26 protein-coding genes are annotated in these 22722 nt (G+C 66.1%); 18 read left to right on the plus strand and 8 right to left on the minus strand.

What is annotated here, in order from left to right; all coding sequences use genetic code 11:
* Nucleotides 1-20 precede the first annotated feature (20 nt).
* Nucleotides 21-1244, plus strand: coding sequence for an acyl-CoA dehydrogenase family protein (locus tag Q7V45_RS15510; protein WP_304853702.1), 1224 nt, complete (start codon nucleotides 21-23; stop codon nucleotides 1242-1244).
* Nucleotides 1245-1446: 202 nt separating this feature from the next.
* Nucleotides 1447-1815 carry a YidH family protein gene (locus Q7V45_RS15515; protein ID WP_304853703.1) on the plus strand — a complete coding sequence of 123 codons (369 nt, stop codon included), beginning with the start codon at nucleotides 1447-1449 and terminating at the stop codon, nucleotides 1813-1815.
* Nucleotides 1816-1827: 12 nt separating this feature from the next.
* On the opposite strand, the gene Q7V45_RS15520 is transcribed toward Q7V45_RS15515, so the two are convergent.
* Both Q7V45_RS15520 and Q7V45_RS15525 read right to left on the minus strand, forming a co-directional pair.
* On the minus strand, nucleotides 1828-2436 hold the full coding sequence (locus Q7V45_RS15520) for a VOC family protein (RefSeq protein ID WP_304853704.1): 609 nt from the start codon (nucleotides 2434-2436) through the stop codon (nucleotides 1828-1830).
* 25 nt (nucleotides 2437-2461) lie between these two features.
* On the minus strand, nucleotides 2462-4399 hold the full coding sequence (locus tag Q7V45_RS15525; RefSeq protein ID WP_304853705.1) for a primary-amine oxidase: 1938 nt from the start codon (nucleotides 4397-4399) through the stop codon (nucleotides 2462-2464).
* Between the two features lie 173 nt (nucleotides 4400-4572).
* Between Q7V45_RS15525 and Q7V45_RS15530 the strand changes: the two genes are divergently transcribed.
* The 4 genes from Q7V45_RS15530 (at nucleotide 4573) to Q7V45_RS15545 (ending at nucleotide 8371) form a co-directional block, all read left to right on the plus strand.
* Nucleotides 4573-5499 carry a DMT family transporter gene (locus Q7V45_RS15530; RefSeq protein WP_304853706.1) on the plus strand — a complete coding sequence of 309 codons (927 nt, stop codon included), beginning with the start codon at nucleotides 4573-4575 and terminating at the stop codon, nucleotides 5497-5499.
* The gene (locus Q7V45_RS15535; RefSeq protein ID WP_304853707.1) at nucleotides 5496-6266 is read left to right on the plus strand and encodes an SDR family oxidoreductase; all 771 of its coding nucleotides are present in this window, start codon (nucleotides 5496-5498) and stop codon (nucleotides 6264-6266) included. Before Q7V45_RS15530 ends, Q7V45_RS15535 begins: the two co-directional genes overlap by 4 nt.
* A 129-nt stretch (nucleotides 6267-6395) precedes the next feature.
* Nucleotides 6396-7190, plus strand: coding sequence for a 3-oxoadipate enol-lactonase (gene pcaD, locus Q7V45_RS15540; protein WP_304853709.1), 795 nt, complete (start codon nucleotides 6396-6398; stop codon nucleotides 7188-7190).
* A gap of 14 nt (nucleotides 7191-7204) precedes the next feature.
* Nucleotides 7205-8371: an acyl-CoA dehydrogenase family protein gene (locus Q7V45_RS15545; protein WP_304853710.1), complete on the plus strand. Its 1167-nt coding sequence runs from the start codon at nucleotides 7205-7207 to the stop codon at nucleotides 8369-8371.
* On the opposite strand, the gene Q7V45_RS15550 is transcribed toward Q7V45_RS15545, so the two are convergent.
* Together Q7V45_RS15550 and Q7V45_RS15555 are read right to left on the minus strand one after the other, a co-directional pair.
* A complete protein-coding gene (locus tag Q7V45_RS15550) occupies nucleotides 8365-8499 on the minus strand; it encodes a hypothetical protein (RefSeq protein WP_304853711.1) in 135 nt (44 codons plus the stop codon). The two genes, Q7V45_RS15545 and Q7V45_RS15550, sit on opposite strands and share 7 nt — an antisense overlap.
* A gap of 235 nt (nucleotides 8500-8734) precedes the next feature.
* Complete coding sequence (locus tag Q7V45_RS15555) at nucleotides 8735-9814, minus strand: linear amide C-N hydrolase (RefSeq protein WP_304853712.1); 1080 nt, start codon at nucleotides 9812-9814, stop codon at nucleotides 8735-8737.
* A gap of 108 nt (nucleotides 9815-9922) precedes the next feature.
* Between Q7V45_RS15555 and Q7V45_RS15560 the strand changes: the two genes are divergently transcribed.
* Entirely contained in the window at nucleotides 9923-10705 is a 783-nt protein-coding gene (locus tag Q7V45_RS15560) for a Crp/Fnr family transcriptional regulator (RefSeq protein ID WP_304853713.1), read from the plus strand.
* On the opposite strand, the gene Q7V45_RS15565 is transcribed toward Q7V45_RS15560, so the two are convergent.
* On the minus strand, nucleotides 10692-11021 hold the full coding sequence (locus tag Q7V45_RS15565) for a hypothetical protein (protein ID WP_304853714.1): 330 nt from the start codon (nucleotides 11019-11021) through the stop codon (nucleotides 10692-10694). The two genes, Q7V45_RS15560 and Q7V45_RS15565, sit on opposite strands and share 14 nt — an antisense overlap.
* Before the next feature lie 278 nt (nucleotides 11022-11299).
* Between Q7V45_RS15565 and Q7V45_RS15570 the strand changes: the two genes are divergently transcribed.
* From Q7V45_RS15570 to Q7V45_RS15590, 5 genes are all read left to right on the plus strand, one after another.
* On the plus strand, nucleotides 11300-11683 hold the full coding sequence (locus tag Q7V45_RS15570; RefSeq protein ID WP_304853715.1) for a hypothetical protein: 384 nt from the start codon (nucleotides 11300-11302) through the stop codon (nucleotides 11681-11683).
* Between the two features lie 62 nt (nucleotides 11684-11745).
* Entirely contained in the window at nucleotides 11746-12015 is a 270-nt protein-coding gene (locus Q7V45_RS15575) for a hypothetical protein (protein ID WP_304853716.1), read from the plus strand.
* An 88-nt stretch (nucleotides 12016-12103) separates the two neighbouring features.
* Complete coding sequence (locus Q7V45_RS15580; protein WP_304853718.1) at nucleotides 12104-13246, plus strand: alpha/beta fold hydrolase; 1143 nt, start codon at nucleotides 12104-12106, stop codon at nucleotides 13244-13246.
* Nucleotides 13243-13734 carry a GNAT family N-acetyltransferase gene (locus Q7V45_RS15585; protein WP_304853827.1) on the plus strand — a complete coding sequence of 164 codons (492 nt, stop codon included), beginning with the start codon at nucleotides 13243-13245 and terminating at the stop codon, nucleotides 13732-13734. Before Q7V45_RS15580 ends, Q7V45_RS15585 begins: the two co-directional genes overlap by 4 nt.
* A gap of 18 nt (nucleotides 13735-13752) precedes the next feature.
* Entirely contained in the window at nucleotides 13753-14799 is a 1047-nt protein-coding gene (locus Q7V45_RS15590; RefSeq protein ID WP_304853719.1) for an MBL fold metallo-hydrolase, read from the plus strand.
* Nucleotides 14800-14803: 4 nt separating this feature from the next.
* Here the strand turns inward: Q7V45_RS15590 and Q7V45_RS15595 are convergent, their stop codons facing one another.
* On the minus strand, nucleotides 14804-15532 hold the full coding sequence (locus Q7V45_RS15595) for a haloacid dehalogenase type II (protein ID WP_304853721.1): 729 nt from the start codon (nucleotides 15530-15532) through the stop codon (nucleotides 14804-14806).
* Between Q7V45_RS15595 and Q7V45_RS15600 the strand changes: the two genes are divergently transcribed.
* The gene (locus tag Q7V45_RS15600; protein ID WP_304853829.1) at nucleotides 15531-17180 is read left to right on the plus strand and encodes an MFS transporter; all 1650 of its coding nucleotides are present in this window, start codon (nucleotides 15531-15533) and stop codon (nucleotides 17178-17180) included. The two genes, Q7V45_RS15595 and Q7V45_RS15600, sit on opposite strands and share 2 nt — an antisense overlap.
* Here Q7V45_RS15600 and wrbA read toward each other — a convergent pair whose 3' ends face one another.
* Both wrbA and Q7V45_RS15610 read right to left on the minus strand, forming a co-directional pair.
* Complete coding sequence (gene wrbA / locus Q7V45_RS15605) at nucleotides 17181-17780, minus strand: NAD(P)H:quinone oxidoreductase (RefSeq protein ID WP_304853722.1); 600 nt, start codon at nucleotides 17778-17780, stop codon at nucleotides 17181-17183.
* A 44-nt stretch (nucleotides 17781-17824) separates the two neighbouring features.
* A complete protein-coding gene (locus Q7V45_RS15610; protein ID WP_304853723.1) occupies nucleotides 17825-18709 on the minus strand; it encodes a pirin family protein in 885 nt (294 codons plus the stop codon).
* A gap of 95 nt (nucleotides 18710-18804) precedes the next feature.
* Between Q7V45_RS15610 and Q7V45_RS15615 the strand changes: the two genes are divergently transcribed.
* From Q7V45_RS15615 to Q7V45_RS15635, 5 genes are read left to right on the plus strand one after another with little or no spacing between them, the layout of a single operon-like run.
* The gene (locus tag Q7V45_RS15615; protein WP_304853831.1) at nucleotides 18805-19695 is read left to right on the plus strand and encodes a LysR family transcriptional regulator; all 891 of its coding nucleotides are present in this window, start codon (nucleotides 18805-18807) and stop codon (nucleotides 19693-19695) included.
* 41 nt (nucleotides 19696-19736) lie between these two features.
* Nucleotides 19737-20642, plus strand: a complete 906-nt coding sequence (locus tag Q7V45_RS15620) for a DMT family transporter (RefSeq protein WP_304853724.1) — start codon at nucleotides 19737-19739, stop codon at nucleotides 20640-20642.
* Between the two features lies 1 nt (nucleotide 20643).
* Nucleotides 20644-21099 carry a CreA family protein gene (locus Q7V45_RS15625; RefSeq protein WP_304853726.1) on the plus strand — a complete coding sequence of 152 codons (456 nt, stop codon included), beginning with the start codon at nucleotides 20644-20646 and terminating at the stop codon, nucleotides 21097-21099.
* Nucleotides 21100-21119: 20 nt separating this feature from the next.
* Entirely contained in the window at nucleotides 21120-22004 is an 885-nt protein-coding gene (locus Q7V45_RS15630) for a CoA ester lyase (RefSeq protein WP_304853728.1), read from the plus strand.
* Between the two features lie 16 nt (nucleotides 22005-22020).
* Nucleotides 22021-22680, plus strand: a complete 660-nt coding sequence (locus tag Q7V45_RS15635; RefSeq protein WP_304853730.1) for a glutathione S-transferase family protein — start codon at nucleotides 22021-22023, stop codon at nucleotides 22678-22680.
* Nucleotides 22681-22722 lie beyond the last annotated feature (42 nt).

Raw genomic sequence — 22722 nt, forward strand, 5'->3', positions numbered from 1 at the left:
GCAGCACAAGGGAGAGAGCGATGGATTTCGAATACTCGGATCGCAGCAAGGCGCTGCTCGAGAAGCTCAACAAATTCATGGACGAGGTCATCTATCCGGCCGAGCCCATCTACGAAGAGCAGATGGAGAAGGCCAAGGATCGCTGGCAGCTTCCGCCGATCATCGAGGAGTGCAAGGCCGAGGCCAAGAAGCGCGGCCTGTGGAACATGTTCCTGCCGGCCGACCGCGAGACCGGCGACACGCACGGCACGATGGGTCTCAGCAACCTCGAATACGCCCCGATCTGCGAAGTGCTGGGCCGCTCGTCGATCGCCTCCGAGGCGGTCAACTGCTCGGCGCCGGACACCGGCAACATGGAAGTGTTCGCCCGCTACGGCACGGCGGAGCACAAGGAGAAGTGGCTGAAGCCGCTGCTGAACGGCGATATCCGCTCCTGCTTCGCCATGACCGAGCCGGCGGTCGCCTCGTCCGACGCGCGCAACGTCGAGTGCCGCATCGAGTCCGACGGCAACGACTATGTCATCAACGGCCGCAAGTGGTGGTCGTCCGGCATGGGCGACCCGCGCTGCAAGGTCATCATCCTGATGGGCAAGAGCGATCCCAACGCGCCGGCCTACCGACAGCAGTCGATGATCGTCGTGCCGCGCGATACCGCGGGCATCAAGATCGTGAAGATGCTGCACGTGTTCGGCTATGACGATGCCCCGCACGGCCATGCCGAAGTGGTCTACGACAACGTGCGCGTGCCGAAGTCGGCCATCCTCCTCGGCGAGGGCCGCGGCTTCGAGATCGCCCAGGGCCGCCTCGGACCGGGCCGCATCCATCACTGCATGCGCGCCATCGGCGTTGCCGAGCGGGCGCTCGAGATGGCGATCAAGCGCGCCAAGAGCCGCGTCGCCTTCGGCCAGCGTATCTCCGAGATGGGCGTCACCAAGGCCCATGTCGCCGACATGCGCATGGAGATCGACATGGCCCGCCTGCTGGTCCTCAAGGCCGCCTGGGCGATGGACAAGTTCGGCAACAAGGAAGCCCGTCAGCAGATCGCGATGATCAAGGTGGCGGTGCCGAACATCACCTCGAAGGTCGTCGACCGCTGCCTGCAGCTGCATGGCGCCGGTGGCGTCAGCCAGGTGTTCAAGCTGGCCAGCATGTACGCCCACCAGCGCACGCTGCGCCTGGCCGACGGTCCGGACGAGGTCCATCGCGACCAGGTTGGCCGTCTCGAGATCGCCAAGTACAACTGAGTCCCGTTCCCGGGACGGAACGAGGCGCGATCCCCCGGGTCGCGCCTTTTTCTTTGGGGCAGAGCGAAGACGAAAGGTCCCTCGCTACGCTCGGGATGACAGTGGTTTTTGGATCGGCGCACTACGTCAATCACAACAATAGTGTCATCCTGAGCGCAGCGAAGGACCCTTAAGCCGACGCCAGATGCAGGAGATTCACGCCGTGGACAGTCCGAAGAAGAACCTGCACGTCACAGATCATCTGGCCAACGAGCGCACGTTCCTCGCCTGGATCCGGACGGCGATCGCAGTGATGACGCTCGGCGTTGCCATCAACCGCTTCGCCCTCTTCCTGGTGGAGATGCACCAGGTCGTGCCGGAGGTGCGCAATCTCGCGAACCGCCACGTCGAGAAGCTCGGCATCGGCCTGGTGATGCTGGGAGTCGTGCTGCTGGTCGGCTCGACCTGGCACTATCTCCATGTCGGCAAGACGATCGACGACGAGACCTATCGCCCGTCTGCCGGGATCATGGTCGGCACCGCCATCGCGATCGGCCTGATGGGCGGCGCGACGCTGATCTGGCTCTTTTAGGCGTCTTCTGGGTCAGCCCTTGCCCGGCGCCGATTGCGGCGCGGCCGGCGGACCGTCAGGCATGTCGAGCAGTTCGCTCTCCGGAGCGCCGGCCTCGTAGGCTTTCACCAGCGCCTCGGGATCGAAGGCGACGCCGATCGGGTTCTTCCGGAACGCCTCGGTCTGAAAATAGGCCGCGGTCGCCTCCTTGGTCTCGTAACGGTCGACCTGCAGCTCGACGCCGTTTCCGTCGGGGTCGCGATAGTAGATCGACACGGTCGGCCCGTGATGGATGCAGCGCGACGGCTCGATGCCCAGCGCCTTCACGCGGCGATATGTCGAGAGCAGCGCGCCGATGTCGCTGAACGTATAGGCCACATGGGCCAGGCCGGAGGTCGTGGCATCGGGCGCCTTCAGCCCCGCCAGGTTCACGATGCCCAGGCGATGATGCTCGTCGTCATAGGTCAGGAAGCAGATGTACTCGGTGCGCTGGACCACGCGCATGTTCAGCACCGCAGAATACCAGTCGATCATCGGCTGCACGTTCGACGAGCGCAGGACGAAGTGGGCGAACAGGATGGGCGTGGCCGGCTTGTCCGACAGGGTTCGGCGGCGCGATGCGGTGTCGATCAGGGTGTCCATGGCAATCTCCTCGGTCCAGACCGCGTCAGTCGACGCAGCAACTCATGCTGCTGGCGGAGGGTGGAACATCGAGAGCCGGATTTTCCGTGAAGAATCCGGCGGGATGAAGGGCGAACCCGGCGGTGATCACGGGCTGGACCGGGAAATCCTCGGGGCGCGGAATATGGTGCAGCCCGAAGCTGTGCCAGATCACGACATCGGTATCGACCAGCCGGCGGTCTGAGGCAGTCCAGGCCGGCAATCCGTCGCCGCCGGAGCTCTGGTTGGGGTATCGTCCGGCCGCGTGAATCTCGTCGGGATGGTAGGCGGTGACCCAGAGTTGCCGGGTCATGAAGGCCGCGCGCCGGGAGACCATCGACTGGGGATGTGAGAAGGTGGGGATCGGGCTCAACGGCAGCAACTTGTAGGCGGTGGGCTGCCCCAGCCGGTTGCAGGCCTCCGCACTCTCGATCTTCCAGAAGCGGGCGGCGTTGAAGTCGACGTTGCGCTGGGCGCCCTGCTCGGTTTCGAGGACCGTCTGGCGCGTGGTGAAGGCATTGCCGTACGGATTGTCGGGACCCATGGGCAAGGCCACCGTGTCGACCTCGACGACGCGGTTGCTCTCGCCGTCGATCGCCACGTCGAGGCGCATGTTGAAGACGTGCTGATGGTAGTGGGCATAGACGCCCGGCGACACGATCGTGCCATAGTCCGGCGCTTCGCCGGGCCGCAGGCCGGCGGTGTTCATGATACCGGTCGCCTTCATCTCGAAGTGGATCGAGCCGTCCTGGTGAAAGTACCAGAACGAGCCGTACTCGTAGTTGCCGATGGTCGAGATCGACGATACGACCAGCCGCCGGGCGCGCCTCACGTCGACCTCGCCCGTGAACAGGTCGGTATGCTTCCACAGGATGCCGAAATCCTCCTCGTGCAGGCAGACCGCGCTCTCGATGCAGTAGGGATCGCCCTTGCTGTCGGCCAGCCAGGCATCGAAGTAGCGGATGGCGCCGAGACAGTCGCAGCCCAGCGTCAGGGAATTGGCCAGCACGCCGATGCCGTACTCGCCGACATCGAAGGCATTCTTGCGAAAATGCCCGCCGCCGGGGTGTCCGTAGGGCACGACCATCTCGGACAACGCGGCCCGGTGCAGCACCGACCGCAGCCGTCCATCGTCCTCGTAGCCGATCGCATGCAGCACCAGCCCTTCGCGGGCATTGAAGCCGACGCGGAAGCGCCATTTCTGCCAGCGTACCTCGTTGCCCTCGACGACGAAGCTCGGGCCGGCCGGCTGGACGATTTCCAGCGGCTTCACGTCGTCCCGAAAGACGCTGCGATAGCGGGCGGCATAGTTGCGATCGAGCCTCGGGACGTCGGCCACGCCGTAATCGTCGACACGCAGCACCTCGGCACGGTCGAGATCGACGACGGCACATAGCCCCTCGATGGGGTGGGCATAGCCGTTGTCGTTCTTCTCGCTCCGATACCAGCAGAAAGTATGCGAGAGCCGCCGGCCCTCTTCGTCCGGCAGCCCGTAGTTGCCGGCCGACCAGGGGTCGACCTGGACGTTTTCGATGTCGGTTATGCCGCGCCGGGCAAGGGCCTCGCGGAAGCGGGGATCGGCCCGCGCCACCTCTCCGACCAGCGTTATGTCGTCGATCAGGATGCGCGGCCGGACGCCGGGAACGTGCCGCCACTCGACGACCTTGTCGGCGACGAGGTCCACCCGGGCCTCCCAGACCTTGCCGTTGGTGCGGTCGAACGCGCAGACGAACGCCTCGCGCGGGAACGACTCACCCGCCCGGAAGTCCTTCACGACGCTCTTGTCGGGTTCGTGCAGACTCACCGTCTCGAACATCATTCCCGGCCCGAGATCGTGTGCCGCTCGCACGGCCGCCGACGCCTGGCGTATCTCGTCGGGGGTCAATGGATCGAGCGGATGGCCGGGGGCCATGTGCGTCAGAGTCTCGGCGATGGCATCGGGCATGGTTTTCCTCTCGACGGTATTGTCACGTCGCCGATCGCAGAGCGCAAGAAGCCAGCGTTCCGAGTTTGAGCCTGCCCAGACGACGACGCTGCCCCGCGATTGCCTCTCCGAGGGGCTGACCTGCGAAAGCAGTGCCTTGACCCCAATCCCATATCGGCTTCCTCTGCCGGCGTATGTCCGCCCCCGCCATCGACCAGCCCGACACACTGTCGCGCCTGATTCCGTCGCGCACCGCGCGCGGCTTCTTCCTGGCCGTGCTGTCGGGCCTCTTCTTCAACTTCCTGAACGCCTCGGTGAAGGAGCTGGCGAGCGAGATGCCGCCGCTCTATGTCGCCTGGGGCCGCTGGATGGGCGGTGTCGCGCTGATCGCGCCCTATCTCTTCTGGCGCGCCGGCATCGCCGGCATGAAGACGCAGGACCTGAAGCTCCACTGCTTCCGCGGCCTCTTCCATACGTCGGGCTATGCGCTGTGGTACGAGGCCGTGGTCTGGCTGCCGCTCGCCACCATGGCGGCGCTGGGCTTCACCGGGCCGATCTTCGTCACCCTGGGCGCCGTGATCTTCCTGCGCGAGACGGTGCACTGGCGGCGCTGGCTGGCGGTCGGCATCGGCTTCGTTGGCATGCTGATCATCGTCCGGCCCGGCCTTGTCACGGTGAACCCCGGCATCATCATGATGCTCTGCGCCGTGCCGCTGATCGCGGGCTCCAACCTCGTGGCCAAGGTCGTGTCGGGCCGCGACAAGCCCGCCGTCGTCGTGCTGTGGCAGAGCGTGATCGGCGCGATCTGCTTCACGCCGCTCGGCCTGTGGTTCTGGCAGACACCGACCACCGACCAACTGCTGCTGTTCCTGTCGGCCGGGTTCTTCGGGACGATGGGCTACTTCTTCATCACCTGGGCCTACCGGCTGCTTGATATTTCCGCCCTGCAGTCCATCACCTTCCTCGGCATCGTCTGGGCCGCCTTGATGGACGTGGCGGTCTGGGGCAAGACCTCGGACATCTGGACGTTCGTGGGCGCGGCGATCATCGTGGCGTCCACGACATACATCGCCCACCGCGAGGCAAGAGCGGGGGCGGCCGCGGGAGGAAAGAAGAAATGACGGATCGTCTGGCCGGCAAGGTTGCGCTCATCACCGGGGGTGCCTCGGGTCTCGGCGCCAATGCCGCCGAACTCATGGCGAAAGAAGGCGCCCGCGTCGTGGTCGCCGACGTCGCCGTCGATCGCGGCAAGGCGGTGGCCGACCGGCTGGGCTCGGCCGGCCATTTCGTCAAGCTCGACGTCACCAGCGAGGACAACTGGAAGGCCGCGATCCAGGAGACGGTCGACAAGTTCGGCGCGATCCACGTGCTGCTGAACTCCGCGGGCATCGGCCTCAGCAAGACCGTCGAGGAGATCACGCTCGAGGAATGGCGCAAGGTCCACGCGATCGACCTGGACGGCGTGTTCCTGGGCTGCAAGCACGGCGTCGCCGAGATCAAGAAGCATACGGCCCGTCTCGGCGGCTCGGTGATCAACATCTCGTCGATTTCCGGCATCATCGCCGGCGCCAACATGGCGGCCTACAATTCGGCCAAGGCCGGTGTTCGCCTGCTCAGCAAGTCGGTGGCGCTGCACTGCGCCAAGTCGGGCTACAACATCCGCTGCAATTCGGTGCACCCGACCTTCATCGACACGCCGATCCTCGACAAGTATCGCGACCGCTTCGGCCAGGACCTGATGCAGCAGAAGCTCGGCAAGCAGGTCCCGATCGGCCGCCTCGGCCGGCCCGAGGAAGTGGGCTGGGCGATCGTCTTCCTCGCCTCCGATGAATCGAGCTTCATGACCGGCTCGGAAGTGATCATCGACGGCGGCATCTCGGCGATGTGATTATACCCGTCGTCTCGGGCGGGATCGCCCCGCCCTGGACCGCAGCGAAGGACCTCGCATTGCGGTCAGACGACACCTTCAGTCAGCGCGAGATCCTTCGCTCTGCTCAGGATGACATGAGGGCTCTACATGCTGCTCAATCTCGACGGACGTAAAATCTACTTCGACTTGGCCGGGCCGCAGAACGCGCCGGCGGTCTGCTTCACGCATTCGCTGGCCGCCGATGGCGGCATGTGGACCGAGCAGCTGGTGCCGCTGCTGGCCGCCGGTTATCGCGTGCTGCGGCTCGACATGCGCGGGCATGGCGGCAGCCAGCCGGTCGAGGGCGACTACACGATGGACGAGCTGGCGGGCGACGTGAAAGGCGCGCTCGACGTGCTGGGCATCTGGAAGGTCCATTACATCGGTCTGTCGATCGGCGGCATGATCGGCCAGGGCTTCGCACTTGCCTACCCCGAGCGGCTGCACTCGCTGACCCTGTGCGACACGCACCCCTCCTCGCCCGACGATTCGGCGGGCCTGTGGGACCAGCGCAAGGCGGCGGTCCGTGCCGGCGGCGTCAAGGCGCTGGCCGACGGCAACATGGAGCGGTGGTTCACGCCGGAATTCAAGGACGCCAATCCGACGCGGTGGAAGGAGATCCATTCGACCATCTGCGGCACGTCGGACGCCGGCTTCCTGGGCTGCGCCGCGGCCATCCAGGACTTCGACTATCTCGATCGGCTGCCCACCATCAAGATCCCGACCCTGGTGATCTGCGGCGACGACGATCCGGCGACGCCGCCGGACCGCAACAAGCTCATAGCCTCGAAGATTCCCGGCGCGCGCTATGAGGATATCGCCAAGGCCCGCCATCTGCCCAACGTCGAGCGGCCCGAGCCGTTCAACCGGCTCATGATGAGCTTCCTCGGCCTCAACCGCTGACAGGAGTTATGTAAATGGATTTCGCCTTCTCCGAAGACCAGCTCGCCATCAAGGACAGCGTCGCCAAACTCTGCGCCGGCTTCGACGACAAATACTGGCTGAAGAAGGACAAGGACGGCGGCTTCCCGGAGGACTTCTACCGCACGATGGCCGACGCCGGATGGCTGGGTATCGCCATGCCGGAGGAATATGGCGGCTCGGGTCTCGGCATCACCGAGGCCTCGATCATGATGCAGGCGGTGGCCGAGTCGGGCGCCGCCCTGCAGGGCGCGTCGGCGATCCATCTCAACGTGTTCGGGCCCAATCCCATCGTGGTGTTCGGCACCGAGGAGCAGAAGAAGCGGATCCTGCCCGACATCATCAAGGGCAAGGTGAAGGGCTGCTTCGCCGTCACCGAGCCCGATGCCGGCCTCAACACCACGGCACTCGAGACCAAGGCCGAGCGCGACGGCAACGGCTATGTCGTCCATGGCAAGAAGACCTGGACCACCACGGCGCAGGTCGCCGACAAGATGCTGCTGATCGCCCGCACGACGCCGAAGGAGAAGTGCAAGCGCCCGACCGACGGGCTCTCGCTCTTCTACACCGATTTCGACCGCAGCAGGATCGAGGTGCGCGAAATCGAGAAGATGGGCCGCAAGGCGATCGACACCAACCAGGTGTTCATCGACGGGCTGAAGGTGCCACTCGAGGACCGCATCGGCGAGGAAGGCAAGGGCTTCCACTATCTGCTGCACGGGCTCAACCCCGAGCGCATCCTGATCGCGGCCGAGGCGATCGGCATCGGCAAGGTGGCGCTGGCCAAGGCGACGCAGTACGCCAAGGAGCGGGTCGTGTTCGGCCGGCCGATCGGCAAGAACCAGGCGATCCAGCACCCGCTGGCCGAGAGCTGGATGCAGCTCGAGGCGGCCAACCTGCTGACCTTCAAGGCCGCCTGGCTGTACGACAACGGCAAGGACTGCGGCGCCGAGGCCAATTCGGCCAAGTATCTCGGCGCCCGCTCCGCCTACGAGGCCTGCGAGCGCGCGATCCTGACCCATGGCGGCTATGGCTACGCCAAGGAGTTCCATGTCGAGCGCTTCCTGCGCGAGGTCATGATCGCCCGCATCGCGCCCGTCAGCGAGCAGCTCATCCTCTGCTACGTCGCCGAACGCGTGCTGGGACTGCCGAAGAGCTACTGAGCGCCGGGCGGCAACTCCTGCACCTTCTTGCCGCGCATGACGCAGGCGCGACCCTCCACGTCGCGCTTGGAGAAGGCCGCACAGTTGCGCACCCACCGGCCGGGCACGGCACGAATCTGCGCAAACACCTGTCCACCGCCCGCAGCGGCGACAGGCACGTTCGAGCTGTGTTCGGCGTGCCGGCGTGGCCAAAGGAGAGAACTGGAAGGCAACTATTCCGAAGCTGGCGGCGGTGGTTACGGTCCACGAACCACCGACGAGCACCCCGCCCCTGAGGCACCGAGGCGCCCGGATAGCCGGGCAGCCTCTTCGACAATCGAGGGGTGAACCGATCGCGGCTCCACAAGGGCCAAGTGGGCGGCCTCAGTGTCCGAACGCGAAGGGCGTCGCCGGCCGGAAGTACCCGGACACCTCGCCGGACACGAATTTGCCATCGACAAGCAGGACCGACTGATCGGTCAGGCCGATCTTGCGGACGGCGCTGCCAGCGGAGAAGTCCAGCTTGTTGAGGTCCACCCAAATCAGGTAGGGGCTGAACGCCGATTCGAAGAAATAGACCTTGTTACGTTGATCGGACATCGTCCTCCACTGGGTCGATGCGATGTTCGGTTGGCCCGGCGTCGTGATGCCGACGGGCACCGAGACGCTGCGGATGACGCTGAGCGCCGTCGCCAAGGCCTCGTTCGTATCGTCCGGCTTCTTGACGGTCTGCATGTAGTAGCTAGCCCGCACGAACCTGTCGGACGCGCGATTGGTGCCGGGCAGGAAAGTCTGGCCACCGACCTCTTCCCAGTAGCCATTGAGCCCGAGTTGCTTGTCGAAAGTCGGCGAATTCGTCATCACAATATACTGCTTGCCCTGGTGTATGACGAGCTTGCCACCGACATACTCGAAGATCGCCGAGTCACCGCTCGGATCGGAAATGGAAAGATGCGCGACGCCCGCCAGACCTCCCGGTAGCGACAGCGCTATGATGTAGAAGGGCTCCTGGCGCAACGCTTCGACGGCCTCGGCAACGGTCGCGAAGTTGTCGAGCGCATACTGCACCCACGCGGTCAACGACATCGGCTTGCGACGATCACCAGGCGTGGGCTTGCCGTAGTCGGCTTCCGCCAGGTACAGGCCATTTGCGGACAATCCTTTCTCGTTCATCCCGTCGATCGTCGCCATGTCCCACCCGGCGACGGTGATGCTGCCGTACTTCGAGGTCCAACTCATCGCATCCGGCGCCTTGTCGCCTACCCGGTTCATGCCGCGGGGGTAGAGCCAAAGGTTCGATTTCTGCGAGCCCAACCAGTCATTCGAGCGGGTCGTGATGACCATGTCGCCGGGGCCGACATACATCGCCCGCGTGCAGGCAAGCGACGACGTCATGGGAGCGCTGGCCAGCGTGAACGAAACCAGGGCCGCCACCGCATACCGAGAGCCGGAAAGTCTTGCCATGAATCGATCTCCTTCGTGCAGGGGTGCCGGGGACGTCTTTCCCGACAAGCACCCCGATGTCGGACGGCTGAATTGTAATTGAGCACCACGTGTGAAAATGTGCTGGACGTGACAAAGTTCAGCATCCCCCTGTGGAAGCCGAACCCGAGACCCGCAGCGATGCGACGAAAGCTGGATTCGAGCTATCGTCAGGAGGACGGCTCGCGGTTCGATGGCTTATTCGAACGTCACGGGTGGCTCGCAGAGCAACCCGCAGCCTTTAGGCGCGAAATCCTTCGGCTTTCCCGCCCCCTCAAGGTAGTGCGCTACCAGTGGGTCTTCGCGATCGATGACCCGCCCGGCGGCATCTACGGCGTGATCTCGGGCGGAATCGGCATAGAGGGTGCCGGCCCCTTCCACACGCTGCGCCTGGGGCACGTTCTCCGGACCGGCAGCTGGTTCGGCTATCACCCCATACTGACGGGCGGCCGTCGGCGCGTTCAGGGAATGCGAGCCATGGAGGACAGCGTCCTGCTCTACGTCCCGTTACCCCAGCTCCGGGTACTGGTGGAAAGCAATCCCACGGCAGCACGATGCATCGGCACCTTGGCCAATGGCTTCTCCATCCTGGGCACGCGGGTGATCTCCGACCTGTTGATCCCGAAAGCGCCACAGCGCATTGCCGCGGTGCTGCTCCGCGTTACGGCCGCGGAGCACGGCGTCGAGCCACTCCATCCGGACGGGTTCCAGATGACGCAGGCCGAACTCGGCGAGATGTCCAATGTCTCGCGAGCCAACGTGAACCGGGTTCTAGCGGACTTCCTGAAGAAGGGATGGATTTCCAAGCGGTACCAGCGCTTGCGCGTGCTCGATGCCCCGGCGCTGAGGGCCTTCGCCGCTACGGCAGCGTAAGCAACAGAAACGCTACAGAACGAGATGCGGATAGAGGAGTAGCGTGGTTCTCTCTATTTGACTCCGCCGGCGGCTTTTGGCGTCCCCTCCCTCGCAGCGAACTGTAGTTGCCCGGCGGCAGGTTCAGCAGGTACCAGGTATCGTCATCGAGGATGCCGAGCTTCCGGGTCTCGCCCTTGTCGTTCACCAGCATCACTCGGAATCGCGACGTACGGTCCAGCGGGCTGTCGCTCGTGCGGTAGATATAGAGCGCGCCGAGCCCTGCGGGCGGCGTCTCGAACCGCTTGCCGGCGGCATCGCTTTGCGGATCGGCCATCGGCAACGCACAGGCCGCCACCATCAAACATCCGACCAGGCCTCAAAATCCGCACATCTGCGTCTCCAGCATTGCCAAACCAGCCCCCTTCGGTCGCAAAACTCTTGGACTCGTGCAACCTAGGACGTCGGCCAATTCTGCGCTTCGGCGCGCCGGGCCGGAAATTCGGGCGAAACCCGGGCAGCCGAGACGATTGTATCGTTTGTATCCGCAACCCCTTGGCGATTCAGGGCGTTCCTTCAGGACCTGATCGCAACCAATTCACCGGAGCCGTCCAAATGACTCGCAACCAGCTGAATGCCGGTCTTGCGCTGGGAAGCGTGTTCCTCATGGCAGGCATCGTGGTCTTCGCCCCGCCCGTTCCGCCGGCATCCGCCCAGAGCCAGGCCGAACGAATCTGCCGGGAGCAGGGCATCACCCCGAAGACGGAGGGCTACGAATACTGCGTGTCACAGGCGACACGCGCCCTCGAGTGGGGAAAGCCCGAGCTCGCCTACACGATGGCGCGGGTGACCGCCGATGCGCGTGACTCATGCCTTGAGTATGGCTTGTCGCCGCCAACCTCCGGCTACAAGGCCTGCATGGAGCGAGAAACCCACGCCCGTCGCCTGCTCATGTTCACCGACGAGCCCCAGTACGACCGGAATATTGCCGAGCACTGATCCGGTTTGCGGCAACTGCGCCTTGTCGGATGACGTTTTCCCAGTGAACAACGGAGGGTGTCATGAATCGCGTCCGCACGATTTTCGTCGCCGTTGGTGCCGCACTGGCGATAGCGGCCTTTGCGTCCGAGGCGCAGGCCCGGTCCGCCCACACGCTCGCCATCGCCGAGAAGGCTTGCCTGGACCAGGGCGTCAAGCCCCAGTCAACCGCCTTCGAGAAGTGTGTCGAGCGCGTCGCCGATGCCTATGACCGCACCGGCCAGATGCCGAAGGTGACTTGGCCCACGGCGTCGATTGGCCGGGCGGCATTCGACGCGATTGCCCCGGCCTGACCGTCGGATAACCGCAGGGCGGACCGTTCACGGCGCTGGCCTCACGACTGATCTGCCATTCCTGTCGCGGTCGGCGTAGGCTCGCCGGATGCAACCGCTCCCCGCTTCCGTCCTCCCCGCCGGCGTTCGCGCCCGCATCCTGCCCGGCATCAACGGCCTCGACATCCACGTGCTCGAAGCCGGCTTCGACCGGAAGGCACCGGCCGTGATGCTGTTCCACGGCTTCCCCGAGATCGCCTACAGCTGGCGCAAGGTCCTGCCGGCGCTGGCCGATGCGGGCTATCACGCCATCGCGCCCGATCTGCGCGGCTATGGCCGCACCACGGGCTGGAGCGCCGACTTCGATGCCGACCAGATCGGCTTCCGCTTCACCAACCTGCTGCGCGATGCGATCGGCGTGCTTTATGCGCTGGGTCATCGCACCGCCGAGGCCGCAGTCGGGCACGATTTCGGCTCCTCGGTCGCCTCCTACGCCTCGCTGGTGCGGCCCGACATCTTCAAGCGCATGGTGCTGATGAGCGCGCCCTTTTCGGGCCCCTCGGCCGTTCCCTTCGACACGGCTGGCAAGCCTGCTTCGCCCAAGGCGCCGGACGTCCATGCCGCGCTGGCAGCGCTGCCGCGCCCGCGCAAGCATTACCAGTGGTACCAGTCGACGCGCGAAGCCAACGAGGAGCAGTGGCACGCCAGGCAGGGGCTGCACAATTTCCTGCGCGCCTACTATCACTACAAGAGCGCCGACTGGAAGGCGAACAAGCCCTACGAACTGAAGGGCTGGACCGCCGAGGAACTGGCGAAGATGCCGACCTATTACATCATGGATCTTGCCGAAGGCATGGCCGAGACCGTCGCCAAGGAGATGCCGACGGCCGAGGAGATCGCCGCCGCCAGGTGGCTCACCGACGACGAACTCGCGGTCTATGCCGGCGAGTATGAGCGCACCGGCTTCCAGGGCGGCCTCAACTGGTATCGCGCCCGCACCAGTGGGCGCGTGACGCCCGAACTCGAGATCTTCACCGGCCGCACCGTCGACCAGCCCTCGACCTTCATCTCCGGCAAGAGCGACTGGGGCAACTACCAGTCGCCGGGCGCGCTGGAGAAGATGCAGAAGAGCGCCTGCACCAACATGAAGGAAATCCACATGGTCGAAGGCGCAGGCCACTGGGTGCAGCAGGAGCAGGCTGCCGAAGTGAGTCGCCTGCTGATCAAGTTCCTGAAGGAGACGAACGCCTGACCGACCTGGCCAGCGTTTCCGCGGGCGACGAGGCTGACCTCCTCGCCCTCAACAATCAACATGCCGTCGAGCTTTCCTGGCTCGACGCCGCGCGGCTGCGGCATCTCCTGGGGCAGGCCTTCCACGCCCGCCGCGCCGGCAACGTCGCCGCCTTCCTCTTGGCCTTCGACCAGGACGCCGACTACGACAGTCCGAACTACCTCTGGTTCCGCGAACGCTATCCACGCTTCGTCTATGTCGATCGCATCGTCGTCGCTCCGGCCATGCGCAAACGCGGCCTGGCGAACCGTCTGTACGAAGACCTGTTTGAAGCCGCCATCGACGCCGGCCATGAGCGCGTCGTCTGCGAAGTCAATTCCAACCCGCCCAATCCGGCCTCGGATGCGTTTCATGCGGCCCTCGGCTTCGTCGAGGTCGGACAGGCGTCCATCCATGACGGCACCAAGACCGTCCGCTATCTCGCCCGTCCCCTCGTTTCGGCACTCTGACACAGGAGACTTCCCCTCATGTCCGACCTTGCCGCCGTCGATTCGCTGATCGTCGATGTCATCACCGACAATATGAGCGACACCTATGCGAGCAAGCCCGCGTTCGCCGTGTCGGAGATGGCGAACATCCTGAGGGCGGGTGCCGGGGAGATTTCCGGTGAGACGCTGCTGGTGGCCAATCTCGGCTACGGCCTGCGCCTCAGGACGAGGATCGGCGCCAGGCAGCACACGTTGCTGTTCGACACCGGCACCGAGGGAGCGGCCTTCATTCGCAACTGCCGCAACATGGCGATCGATCTGGGCGAGGTCGAGGAGATTGCCGTCACCCACGGCCACTGGGATCACATGGGCGCCCTCCCCGCGGCGCTCGACGCCATCGCCAGGCGCCGCGCCCGGGGCAGCGTGACGGTCAACGTCAATCCCGACATGTTCAACGAGCGCGGCGTGCTGCTGCAGGACGGCACGATCTTCCCGGCCGCCCGCGTCCCCACGCCCGCCCAGATGGAGGCCCAGGGCGCGCGAGTTGCCAACGACGGCCGGGCGCGCACCCTGCTTGACGGCCACTTCTACTACAGCGGCGAGATTCCCCGGGTCAGCGCCTTCGAGAAGGGCCGCGAGGACCATCTCTGCCGCAAGGACAATTCCGAGGAGTGGCGGCCCGACCCGTTCCTGATGGACGAGCGCATGCTGATCGTGAACGTGCGCGAACTCGGCCTCGTCGTGTTCAGCGCCTGCTCGCATGCCGGCATCGTCAACGTCTGCACCGAGGCGAAGCGATTGTTCCCCGACCTCCCGATCCACGCCGTCATGGGCGGCCTCCATCTCGGTGGCGTGATGGAGCGCCTCATTCCGCAGACGGTCGAAGCCCTCGAACCCTTCGACATCGGCTACTTCATCACCGGCCACTGCACCGGTTGGCGGGCATTGCATGCGCTGGCCAACGCCTATGGCGATCGCGTCAGCCAGTCGGCCGTTGGCACGACCTATACGTTCGACGCCACAGTGCCGCCGCCGGCGCGCGAGACCAGGGCGCCGGCTACGTTCGAAACGAAGCCGACCTGGTGAGGCGCTAGGCGCCCAGCGCCTCCGCGAGCGCGACGAAGTCGGTCGCAAAGACGTCGAACCAGGGTTCGGGAGAGACATCGGGCCGGACGTCCGGGCCGAATTCCAGCGGGCGCGCCACGAAAGCCGTGCGCATGCCGAAGTCGCGCGCGGCCTTCAGATCGTATTTGTGGCACGCCACCATCATGATCTCCTCGGGCTGGTAGCCGAGAAGATCGACCGCGAGCTGGTAGACGGAAGGGGAAGGCTTGTAGGTCCGCGCCAGTTCGGCCGTCAGGACGGCATCGAAGGGAAGCCCCGCATGCTTGACCACGGCGACCATGGTCCTCATGCCGGCATTGGAGAGCGTCGAGATGACGAACCGCCGGCGCAGCCGCGCGAGCCCGTCCACACTGTCGGGCCAGGGATCGAGACGGGCCCAGACCTCGTTCAGCGCGTCGCGCTCAGCCGGGGTGAAGGTCGCCGACAGGCCATGGTGCTGGAGCAGGTCATCCAGCGTCTCGCGATAGATGCGATCTACCCTGAGCCATGGCCGCTTCCCGGCGATGATCTGGTCCAGGACCGCGCGATAGAGCTGGCGCCAATCGGCGGACAGGACGCCCCAGTCGATCTCGAGTCGCTTGGCGCGGTTGACCTCGGCCCCCCTGCGCAGCAGCGGCCCGCAGAAATCGGCGCAGGTGCCCTGGACGTCGAAGGTGAGCGCCCGGACCTTCGCCAGTGATGCCGCCTGCGCCATGGTTCAATGCCCCCTCCGCCGGAGCATCGCGCATGAATTCGACTGGCGTCAAACGATCGCCGCGCGATACCGTGTCCCGTGCCGCCACACCGCGCGGGCGGCTCGCTCACGAACGGAGTCAGTCCTGACCGATGCTTCACCGGGTCCGCTCTCGATCAGGACGTTTCGCGCGGCCCTGACCCAGGGGCGCGAGCCGCCGCCGCTGCAGGCGATCGCCCGCCTGCCCTCGTACCGCTGGTTCGTCGTCGCAACGGTCTGCATCGGCGCGTGCATGGGCCAGATCGATGCCAGCATGACGCAGGTGCTGCTGCCGCGGCTCGAAGTCGAATTCGGCGCGCGCCTCAGCAGCGTGAGCTGGGTCGCGGTCGCCTATCTGCTGGCAATGGCATCGTTCACGCCGATCTTCGGGCGGCTGGCCGACATGGTCGGCCGCAAGCTGCTGTACCTCGGCGGCTTCTTCCTCTTCATCGTCGGCTCGGGCCTGTGCGGTTTCGCGACCGATCTTCCGATGCTGATCTTCTTCCGCATCCTGCAGAGCATCGGCGCCGCGCTGCTGACGTCGAACAGCATTGCCATCATCGTCATGGCCACCGGTGAGAAGGAACGCGGGCGTGGCCTCGGCCTGCAATCGGCGGCACAGGCGATCGGCCTCGGCGCCGGGCCGGCCGTCGGCGGCCTGATCCTCGACACGCTGGGCTGGCAGTGGGCCTTCTGGATCAACGTGCCGATGGGCCTGGCCGGCGTGATCCTGGGCTGGCTCCTTCTTCCCCAGACCAAGGCGTTGCCGGCAACCGGTCGCTTCGACTGGTATGGCGCGCTCCTGATCGCACCGGCCCTGACGGCGGTCGTGGCGGCCCTGAACGAGGGCCATACCTGGGGATTTACGTCACCGGCCCTGATCGGCTGCGTGGCGTTCGGGATCGTCTTCCTCGCCCTCTTCGTCCGCGCCGAGCGCCGTGCCCAGACGCCGCTGCTCGACCTGCATCTTCTGGCCAGGCGCGCCTTCCTGCTGGGCAACGCCGCGAACTTCCTGTCCTACGCCGTGCTGTTCGGGGTTTTCTTCCTCATCCCGTTTGCGCTCGTGCGCATCTATGACGATTCCGCCCTGGCGGCCGGCCTGCGGCTGTCGATCCTGCCCGTGATGCTGGGACTGCTGGCGCCGGTCGGGGGCGCCCTCTACGACCGCTTCGGTGCCCGGGCGCCAACCTTCTGCGGCATGCTGATCTGCATCGCGAGCCTCGCGACGATCCATGTCTTCCTTGACGGGTCGCCAGCGAACCTGCCGCTGGTGACGCTGGCCCTGGCGCTGTTCGGCGTTGGACAGGGCCTGTTCATCTCCCCGAACACCAGCGCGATCATGGCGACGGCGCCGCCCGAACAGACGGGCCAGGCGGGTAGCGTGCTGAACCTGGTGCGCCTGATCGGCATGAGCGCCGGGATCGCCGGCGCCTCGACGCTCTTCGCGCTGGGGCTGGGAGATAGCGGAGGCAGCACGCTCAACGTTCCGACATCGTCCCTCGTGGCGTCCTGCCGCGGCGTGATCCTGCTGCTTGGCGGTCTGGCTGCGCTGGCGGGCCTGATCTCGCTGATCCGGCCCCCCGGCGTCGCGGGACGCGACGCCGGTGTTCGAGATCCGATCGTCGAGTGATCAGGCGGCGAGCTTCTTCGCCGTCTCCGCGACCCGGCGGCCCTGGTAGCGTGCGCCAGCCAGCTCGTTCTCAGACGGCTGGCGCTGACCGGTGCCGCCGGCGATCGTGGTGGCGCCATAGGGGCTGCCGCCGGTGATCTCGTCGAGCGTCATCTGGCCGGCATAGCCATAGTCGAGACCGACGACCACCATGCCGAAGTGCAGCAGGTTGGTGATGATGGAGAAGAGCGTCGTCTCCTGGCCGCCATGCTGGGTCGCCGTCGAGGTGAAGGCGCCGCCGACCTTGCCGTTCAGGGCACCCTTGGCCCACAGGCCACCGGCCTGGTCGAGGAAGCTCGCCATCTGCGAGGACATGCGGCCGAAGCGCGTGCCGGTGCCGACGATCACCGCGTCGTAGCCGGCGAGATCCTCGACCTTGGCGACCGGAGCCTTCTGGTCGAGCTTGAAGTGCGCGGCCTTGGCCACCGCTTCCGGCACGGTCTCGGGAACGCGCTTGATGTCGACCTGTGCACCGGCCTCACGCGCGCCGGCGGCGACCGCCTCCGCCATCGTCTCGATATGGCCGTAGCTCGAATAGTAAAGAACGAGAACCTTGGTCATGTCTGTCTCCAGTTATCGGTTGAGATTGAAGGGTAAGAGAAACGTCAGGCCGCGATCCGGCCCATCCGGCCGGCGTGGTAGTCGCGCACCGCTCGTTCGAGTTCGTCGATCGAGTTCATCACGAACGGTCCGTGGCGCAGGATGGGCGCATCGAGGGGATCACCGCCGATCAGCAGGATCTCGCTGTCCGATGCGGCCTCGATCTCGAGGGAGACACCCGCCGTCAGCCGCGCGAGTTGCCCGGCCTCGATCCGCCGGTCGTCGCCGCCGACACGTGCGGCGCCCACCATCACGTAGACTCCGAGTTCAGCCGCGCCACCCACCGGTAGATCCACCCTGGCGCCGGCCTTCAGCGACGCGTGCACGACGAAGGGATTGCCCGAGGTCGCGATCGGCCCGGTGAGGTCGCCGACAGCGCCGGCCACGACCCGCACCAGCCCGCGCCCGTCGTCGCCCGTGAAGGTCGGAATTTCCGACGCCGTCACATGCCGATAGGCCGGCTCCTCATGCTTCGATCCCTTGGGCATGTTGATCCAGAGCTGAACGCCATGGACATGACCGCCCTCGCGCCGCAGCCGATCGTCGGGGCTCTCGTCATGGACCACACCGCGACCGGCGCGCATCCACTGGACCTCGCCCGGCCGCATGCTGCTCGTGTTGCCGAGACTGTCCTTGTGGGTCTGGCTGCCTTCCAGCAGCAGGGTGAGCGTCTCGATGCCGGCATGCGGGTGCGCCGACGCGCCCTTGGCCTCGCCCGGCCGCACGTCGATCGGGCCGAACTGGTCGAGGAAGATGAACGGGCCGATCGCCTCGTAGGCGTCCGAGGGAATGGCGCGGCGCACTTCGAACCCGTCGCCTTCGAGGGTCCGGAACGCCTCATGGATGGAAACGAGCTGGCGCCTGCTGGTGCTGATGCTTGAAGCCGTCATGGCCGCCCTCCTTGGTGACAGGGCACATGTAGGGGCGGCTTCTATTCATGAAAATCCGTATAATACTGAATGATCTTTTCAGTATTTTAGAAATGATGACGACTCCCGGCACGCCCTCCTTCGCCCAGCTTCAGGTCCTGCTCGCCGTGGTCGACGCCGGCAGCTTTGCCGCGGCCGCCCGCCGCCTCAACCGCGCGACCTCGGCGATCACCTACGCCATCGACAATCTCGAGGCCCAGCTTGGCCTGCCGCTGTTCGACCGGGTCGCCACCCGCAAGCCCCAGCTCACCCAGGCGGGTCGGGCGGTGCTGGCCGAGGCCCGCGCCGTGACGCACGGCGTCGACATGCTGCGCGCCAAGGTGAAGGGGCTGCTCGAAGGGCTGGAAGCCGAAGTCTCGCTCGCGGTCGACGTCATGCTGCCGACCGCCCGCCTCGTCGACGCCCTGCAGGCCTTCCAGACGACGTTTCCGACCGTGCCGTTGCGGCTCCATGTCGAGACGCTGGGCGCCGTCACCCAGCTCGTGCTCGACGGCACGGCGACCATCGGGGTCAGCGGCCCGAACGTGGCGGCCGACGGCACCGAGAGCATCGCCATCGGCGGCGTCCGCCTGGTGCCGGTGGCCGCGCCCTTCCACCCGCTGGCGCGCCTCGGCGGGCAGGCGCGAGGGGCGGCGCGCGAGCACATCCAGCTCGTCCTCAGCGATCGCTCGAAGCTGACCGAGGGCCAGGATTTCGGCGTGGTCGGCCCCAAGACCTGGCGGCTGGCCGATCTCGGCGCCAAGCACGCGCTGCTGCTGGCCGGCGTGGGCTGGGGCAGCATGCCGGCGCCGATGGTCACGGGCGACATCGAGGCCGGGCGCCTCGTCGAACTGGATCTCTCCGACTGGTGGGCGGCGACCTATCCGCTGCGCGTCCTGCACCGCATCGACAGCCCGCCCGGTCCCGCCGCGCACTGGCTGATCGAGCGCTTCAGGAGCCAGATGTGACGATGGACTGCTTCCAGACCTTGCCGTGCTAGAACCCCACCGTGTCGTTTCTCACCCGTCGTCGCATCGCCTGGACACTGCTGCTGCTCACGCCCGCGATGTTCGCCGTCAACATGCTGATGGCGCGCTATGCCACGTTCGTGCCGCCGAACGCACTGGCGCTGGGACGCTGGCTCTTCGTGGCCCTGCTGCTCTTGCCCTTTGCCTGGCCGCGCCTGGTGCGCCATCGCCACGCGCTTACGCGCGAATGGCGCGACCTGCTGGTGCTGGGCGCGCTCGGCATGTGGATCTGCGGCGCCTGGGTCTATATCGGCGCCCGGTCCGTGCCGGCGCTCAACATCGGGCTCATCTACGCCGCCTCGCCGATCCTGGTCGTGGCGCTCGGTCGCCTGCTCTATCGCGAGCGGCTGACGACGGGCCGCCTCGCGGGCATCGTTCTCTGCCTCGCCGGCGTCGCCGCGGTATTCGCCAAGGGCCGGATCGAGAACCTTCTCTCGGTGCAGTTCACCGAGGGCGATCTCTGGATTGCCGCCGCCTCGGCCTGCTGGGCCCTCTACTCCGTGCTGCTCAAGGCGCGTCCGAGCGCGCTCGATCCGCTGACGCGCCTTTGCGCCATCTCCTTTGCGGGTTCGCTCGTCCTGTTGCCCTTCACGATCGGCGAGGCGCTGCTCTGGCAACCACCAGACCTCACCGACTGGCGCACCTGGGCATCGTTCCTGGTGCTCGCCGTCATTCCCGGCGTCGGCGCATATGGCGCCTTCGCCTATTGCGTGCGCGAACTCGGCCCCTCGGTCAGCAGCGTGTCGATGTATCTCGGTCCGCTCTATGTCGGCATTCTCGCCTGGATCGTCCTTGGCGAAGCGCCGCAATGGTACCATCTGATTGGAACGGCCCTCGTGCTGCCCGGCCTGTTCCTCGCGACCCGTTCCGCCCCCAAAGGAGTCTGACATGTTCCGCGCGATCCTCACCGTCCTCGCTCTCCTCGTCGCGCTCCCCGCCGCGGCCGAGGAAATCGGCTCGGTCGGCTATCGCTTCAAGTGGCTGGGCCCCAACGACAAGATCGTGGTCGAGGCGTTCGACGATCCCGACCTCGCGGGCATCACCTGCTATCTCGCACGCGCCCGCACCGGCGGCCTGAAGGGCATGGTTGGCCTCGCGGAAGATCCGCCCTATGCCTCGATCTCCTGTCACCAGGTCGGTCCGGTCGACGGCAACAAGGCCGAGAAGCTCAAGAGTCCGCACGAAGTGTTCAGCGAGCGCGCCTCGCTGGTCTTCAAGACCACCCAGGTCGTGCGCTTCTACGATCCCAAGCGCCGCGCGCTCATCTATCTCACCTATACCGACCGCGTGATCGAGGGCAGCCCGCAGAACTCGATCAGCGTCGTGCCCGTCGGCCTGCGCTGATTTTTTCGGAGAGCCATGAAATGACAAGTCATCCCACGCCCAACTGGCGTTCGCTGATGTTCGTGCCGGTGCTGGCCGAACGCTTCATCGCCAAGGCCCATACCCGCGGTGCCGACGCGCTGATCCTCGATCTCGAGGATTCGATCATCCCGGCCAAGAAGGCCGAAGCGCGTGCCGCGATCGCCGCCGCCGTGCCGCGGGTAGCGCAGGACGGCGCCGACGTGGTCGTGCGCATCAACCGGCCGCTCGAACTGGCGGTACCCGACATCGAGGCGGCCGTGATGCCGGGCGTCTCGGCACTGATGCTGCCCAAGGTGATGGGCCCCGAGCACGTGCGGCTGCTGGCCGAGCTGGTGACCGAGCGCGAGCGGCAGCTCGGCATGGAGATCGGCCACACGCGCTTCCTGGTGCTGATCGAGACGGTGGCCGCCCTGCCGCATCTCTTCGCCATCGCCGCCGAGCCGCGCATGGCCGGCATGTCGGTCGGCGGTGAGGATTTTGCCACCGACATGGGCGCGATCCCGTCGGCCGACAGCATGTACGTCTTCGCCATGCAGGGACTGGCCGCCTGCCGCGCCGCCGGCATCCTGCCGATGGGCTCGATGGGGCAGCTCGCCAAGATCGACGATCTCGAGTCCTATCGCGCCGGTCTGAAGCGCGGCCGCGAACTGGGCTTCACCACGGCCTCGTGCATCCATCCCGCGCACGTGCCAATCATCAACGAGGAATACGGCGCCTCCGAAACCGAGCTCGACCGCGCCCGGCGCCTGCTGGCGGCCTTCGAGGTCGCCAAGGCCAACGGCGAGGGCGCGGTGGCCTTCGAGGGCAGCATGGTCGACCTGCCGATCGTCATCCGGGCGGAACGTTTGCTCGCGCGGGCCGCTTCCTGGAAGAAGACCGGCTGAACGGGAGCCCCCGGCAATGTCGCTTGCGATCTACGGCCACCTCTTTTCCTCCTACACCCAGAAGGTGTTGATGGCGCTCTACGAGAACGGCACGCCGTTCGAGTTCCGCGCGCTGGGGCAGGACACGCCCGGGCATGTCGGCGAGTGGCTGAAGCGCTGGCCGCTCCGGAAGTTCCCGGTTCTGGTCGACGGCGATCGCACCGTCGTCGAGACCAGCATCATCATCGAGTATCTGCAGCTCGCGCATCCCGGCCCGGTGCGCCTGATCCCCGCCGACCCGATGGCGGCCCTCGACGTGCGCTTCCTCGACCGCTTCTTCGACCTGCACGTGATGAACATGATGCAGCTCGCGGTCGATGGAGCCCTCACAGGCGATCCGATCAAGCGCAAGGACGGTCACGACGCGGCCATCGGGAAGCTCGATCGCTCCTACGCCTGGCTCGATGCCGAGCTGGCCGGCCGCCCCTGGGCCATCGGCGCGGAGTTCACGATGGCCGACTGCGCCGCCGCGCCGTCGCTCTTCTACGCCGACTGGGTGCACCGGATTCCCGAATCCTATCCGGTACTGCGCGCCTACCGCACACGCCTGCTCGCAAGACCGTCCTTCGCCCGCTGCGTCGACGACGCGCGGCCGTTCCGTCCCCTCTTCCCGCTGGGCGCCCCGGACCGGGATTGATCGGGCAACAAAGGTCCCTCGCTGCGCTCGGGATGACAAAGG

It is taken from the genome of Reyranella sp., from assembly GCF_030651995.1.
Lineage (GTDB): Bacteria > Pseudomonadota > Alphaproteobacteria > Reyranellales > Reyranellaceae > Reyranella.

Coding starts and splice junctions, on each gene's coding strand:
- Q7V45_RS15525 (WP_304853705.1), bottom strand. CDS start 4,399: ATGCCCGATGCCATCGCCGAGACTCTGACGCACATGGCCCCCGGCCAT.
- Q7V45_RS15555 (WP_304853712.1), bottom strand. CDS start 9,814: ATGGCAAGACTTTCCGGCTCTCGGTATGCGGTGGCGGCCCTGGTTTCG.
- Q7V45_RS15590 (WP_304853719.1), top strand. CDS start 13,753: ATGTCCGACCTTGCCGCCGTCGATTCGCTGATCGTCGATGTCATCACC.
- wrbA (WP_304853722.1), bottom strand. CDS start 17,780: ATGACCAAGGTTCTCGTTCTTTACTATTCGAGCTACGGCCATATCGAG.
- Q7V45_RS15535 (WP_304853707.1), top strand. CDS start 5,496: ATGACGGATCGTCTGGCCGGCAAGGTTGCGCTCATCACCGGGGGTGCC.
- Q7V45_RS15565 (WP_304853714.1), bottom strand. CDS start 11,021: ATGGCCGATCCGCAAAGCGATGCCGCCGGCAAGCGGTTCGAGACGCCG.
- Q7V45_RS15600 (WP_304853829.1), top strand. CDS start 15,531: ATGGTTCAATGCCCCCTCCGCCGGAGCATCGCGCATGAATTCGACTGG.
- Q7V45_RS15530 (WP_304853706.1), top strand. CDS start 4,573: ATGTCCGCCCCCGCCATCGACCAGCCCGACACACTGTCGCGCCTGATT.
- Q7V45_RS15575 (WP_304853716.1), top strand. CDS start 11,746: ATGAATCGCGTCCGCACGATTTTCGTCGCCGTTGGTGCCGCACTGGCG.
- Q7V45_RS15570 (WP_304853715.1), top strand. CDS start 11,300: ATGACTCGCAACCAGCTGAATGCCGGTCTTGCGCTGGGAAGCGTGTTC.
- Q7V45_RS15625 (WP_304853726.1), top strand. CDS start 20,644: ATGTTCCGCGCGATCCTCACCGTCCTCGCTCTCCTCGTCGCGCTCCCC.
- Q7V45_RS15580 (WP_304853718.1), top strand. CDS start 12,104: ATGCAACCGCTCCCCGCTTCCGTCCTCCCCGCCGGCGTTCGCGCCCGC.
- Q7V45_RS15635 (WP_304853730.1), top strand. CDS start 22,021: ATGTCGCTTGCGATCTACGGCCACCTCTTTTCCTCCTACACCCAGAAG.
- Q7V45_RS15510 (WP_304853702.1), top strand. CDS start 21: ATGGATTTCGAATACTCGGATCGCAGCAAGGCGCTGCTCGAGAAGCTC.
- Q7V45_RS15545 (WP_304853710.1), top strand. CDS start 7,205: ATGGATTTCGCCTTCTCCGAAGACCAGCTCGCCATCAAGGACAGCGTC.
- Q7V45_RS15630 (WP_304853728.1), top strand. CDS start 21,120: ATGACAAGTCATCCCACGCCCAACTGGCGTTCGCTGATGTTCGTGCCG.
- Q7V45_RS15615 (WP_304853831.1), top strand. CDS start 18,805: ATGACGACTCCCGGCACGCCCTCCTTCGCCCAGCTTCAGGTCCTGCTC.
- Q7V45_RS15595 (WP_304853721.1), bottom strand. CDS start 15,532: ATGGCGCAGGCGGCATCACTGGCGAAGGTCCGGGCGCTCACCTTCGAC.
- Q7V45_RS15520 (WP_304853704.1), bottom strand. CDS start 2,436: ATGGACACCCTGATCGACACCGCATCGCGCCGCCGAACCCTGTCGGAC.
- pcaD (WP_304853709.1), top strand. CDS start 6,396: ATGCTGCTCAATCTCGACGGACGTAAAATCTACTTCGACTTGGCCGGG.
- Q7V45_RS15610 (WP_304853723.1), bottom strand. CDS start 18,709: ATGACGGCTTCAAGCATCAGCACCAGCAGGCGCCAGCTCGTTTCCATC.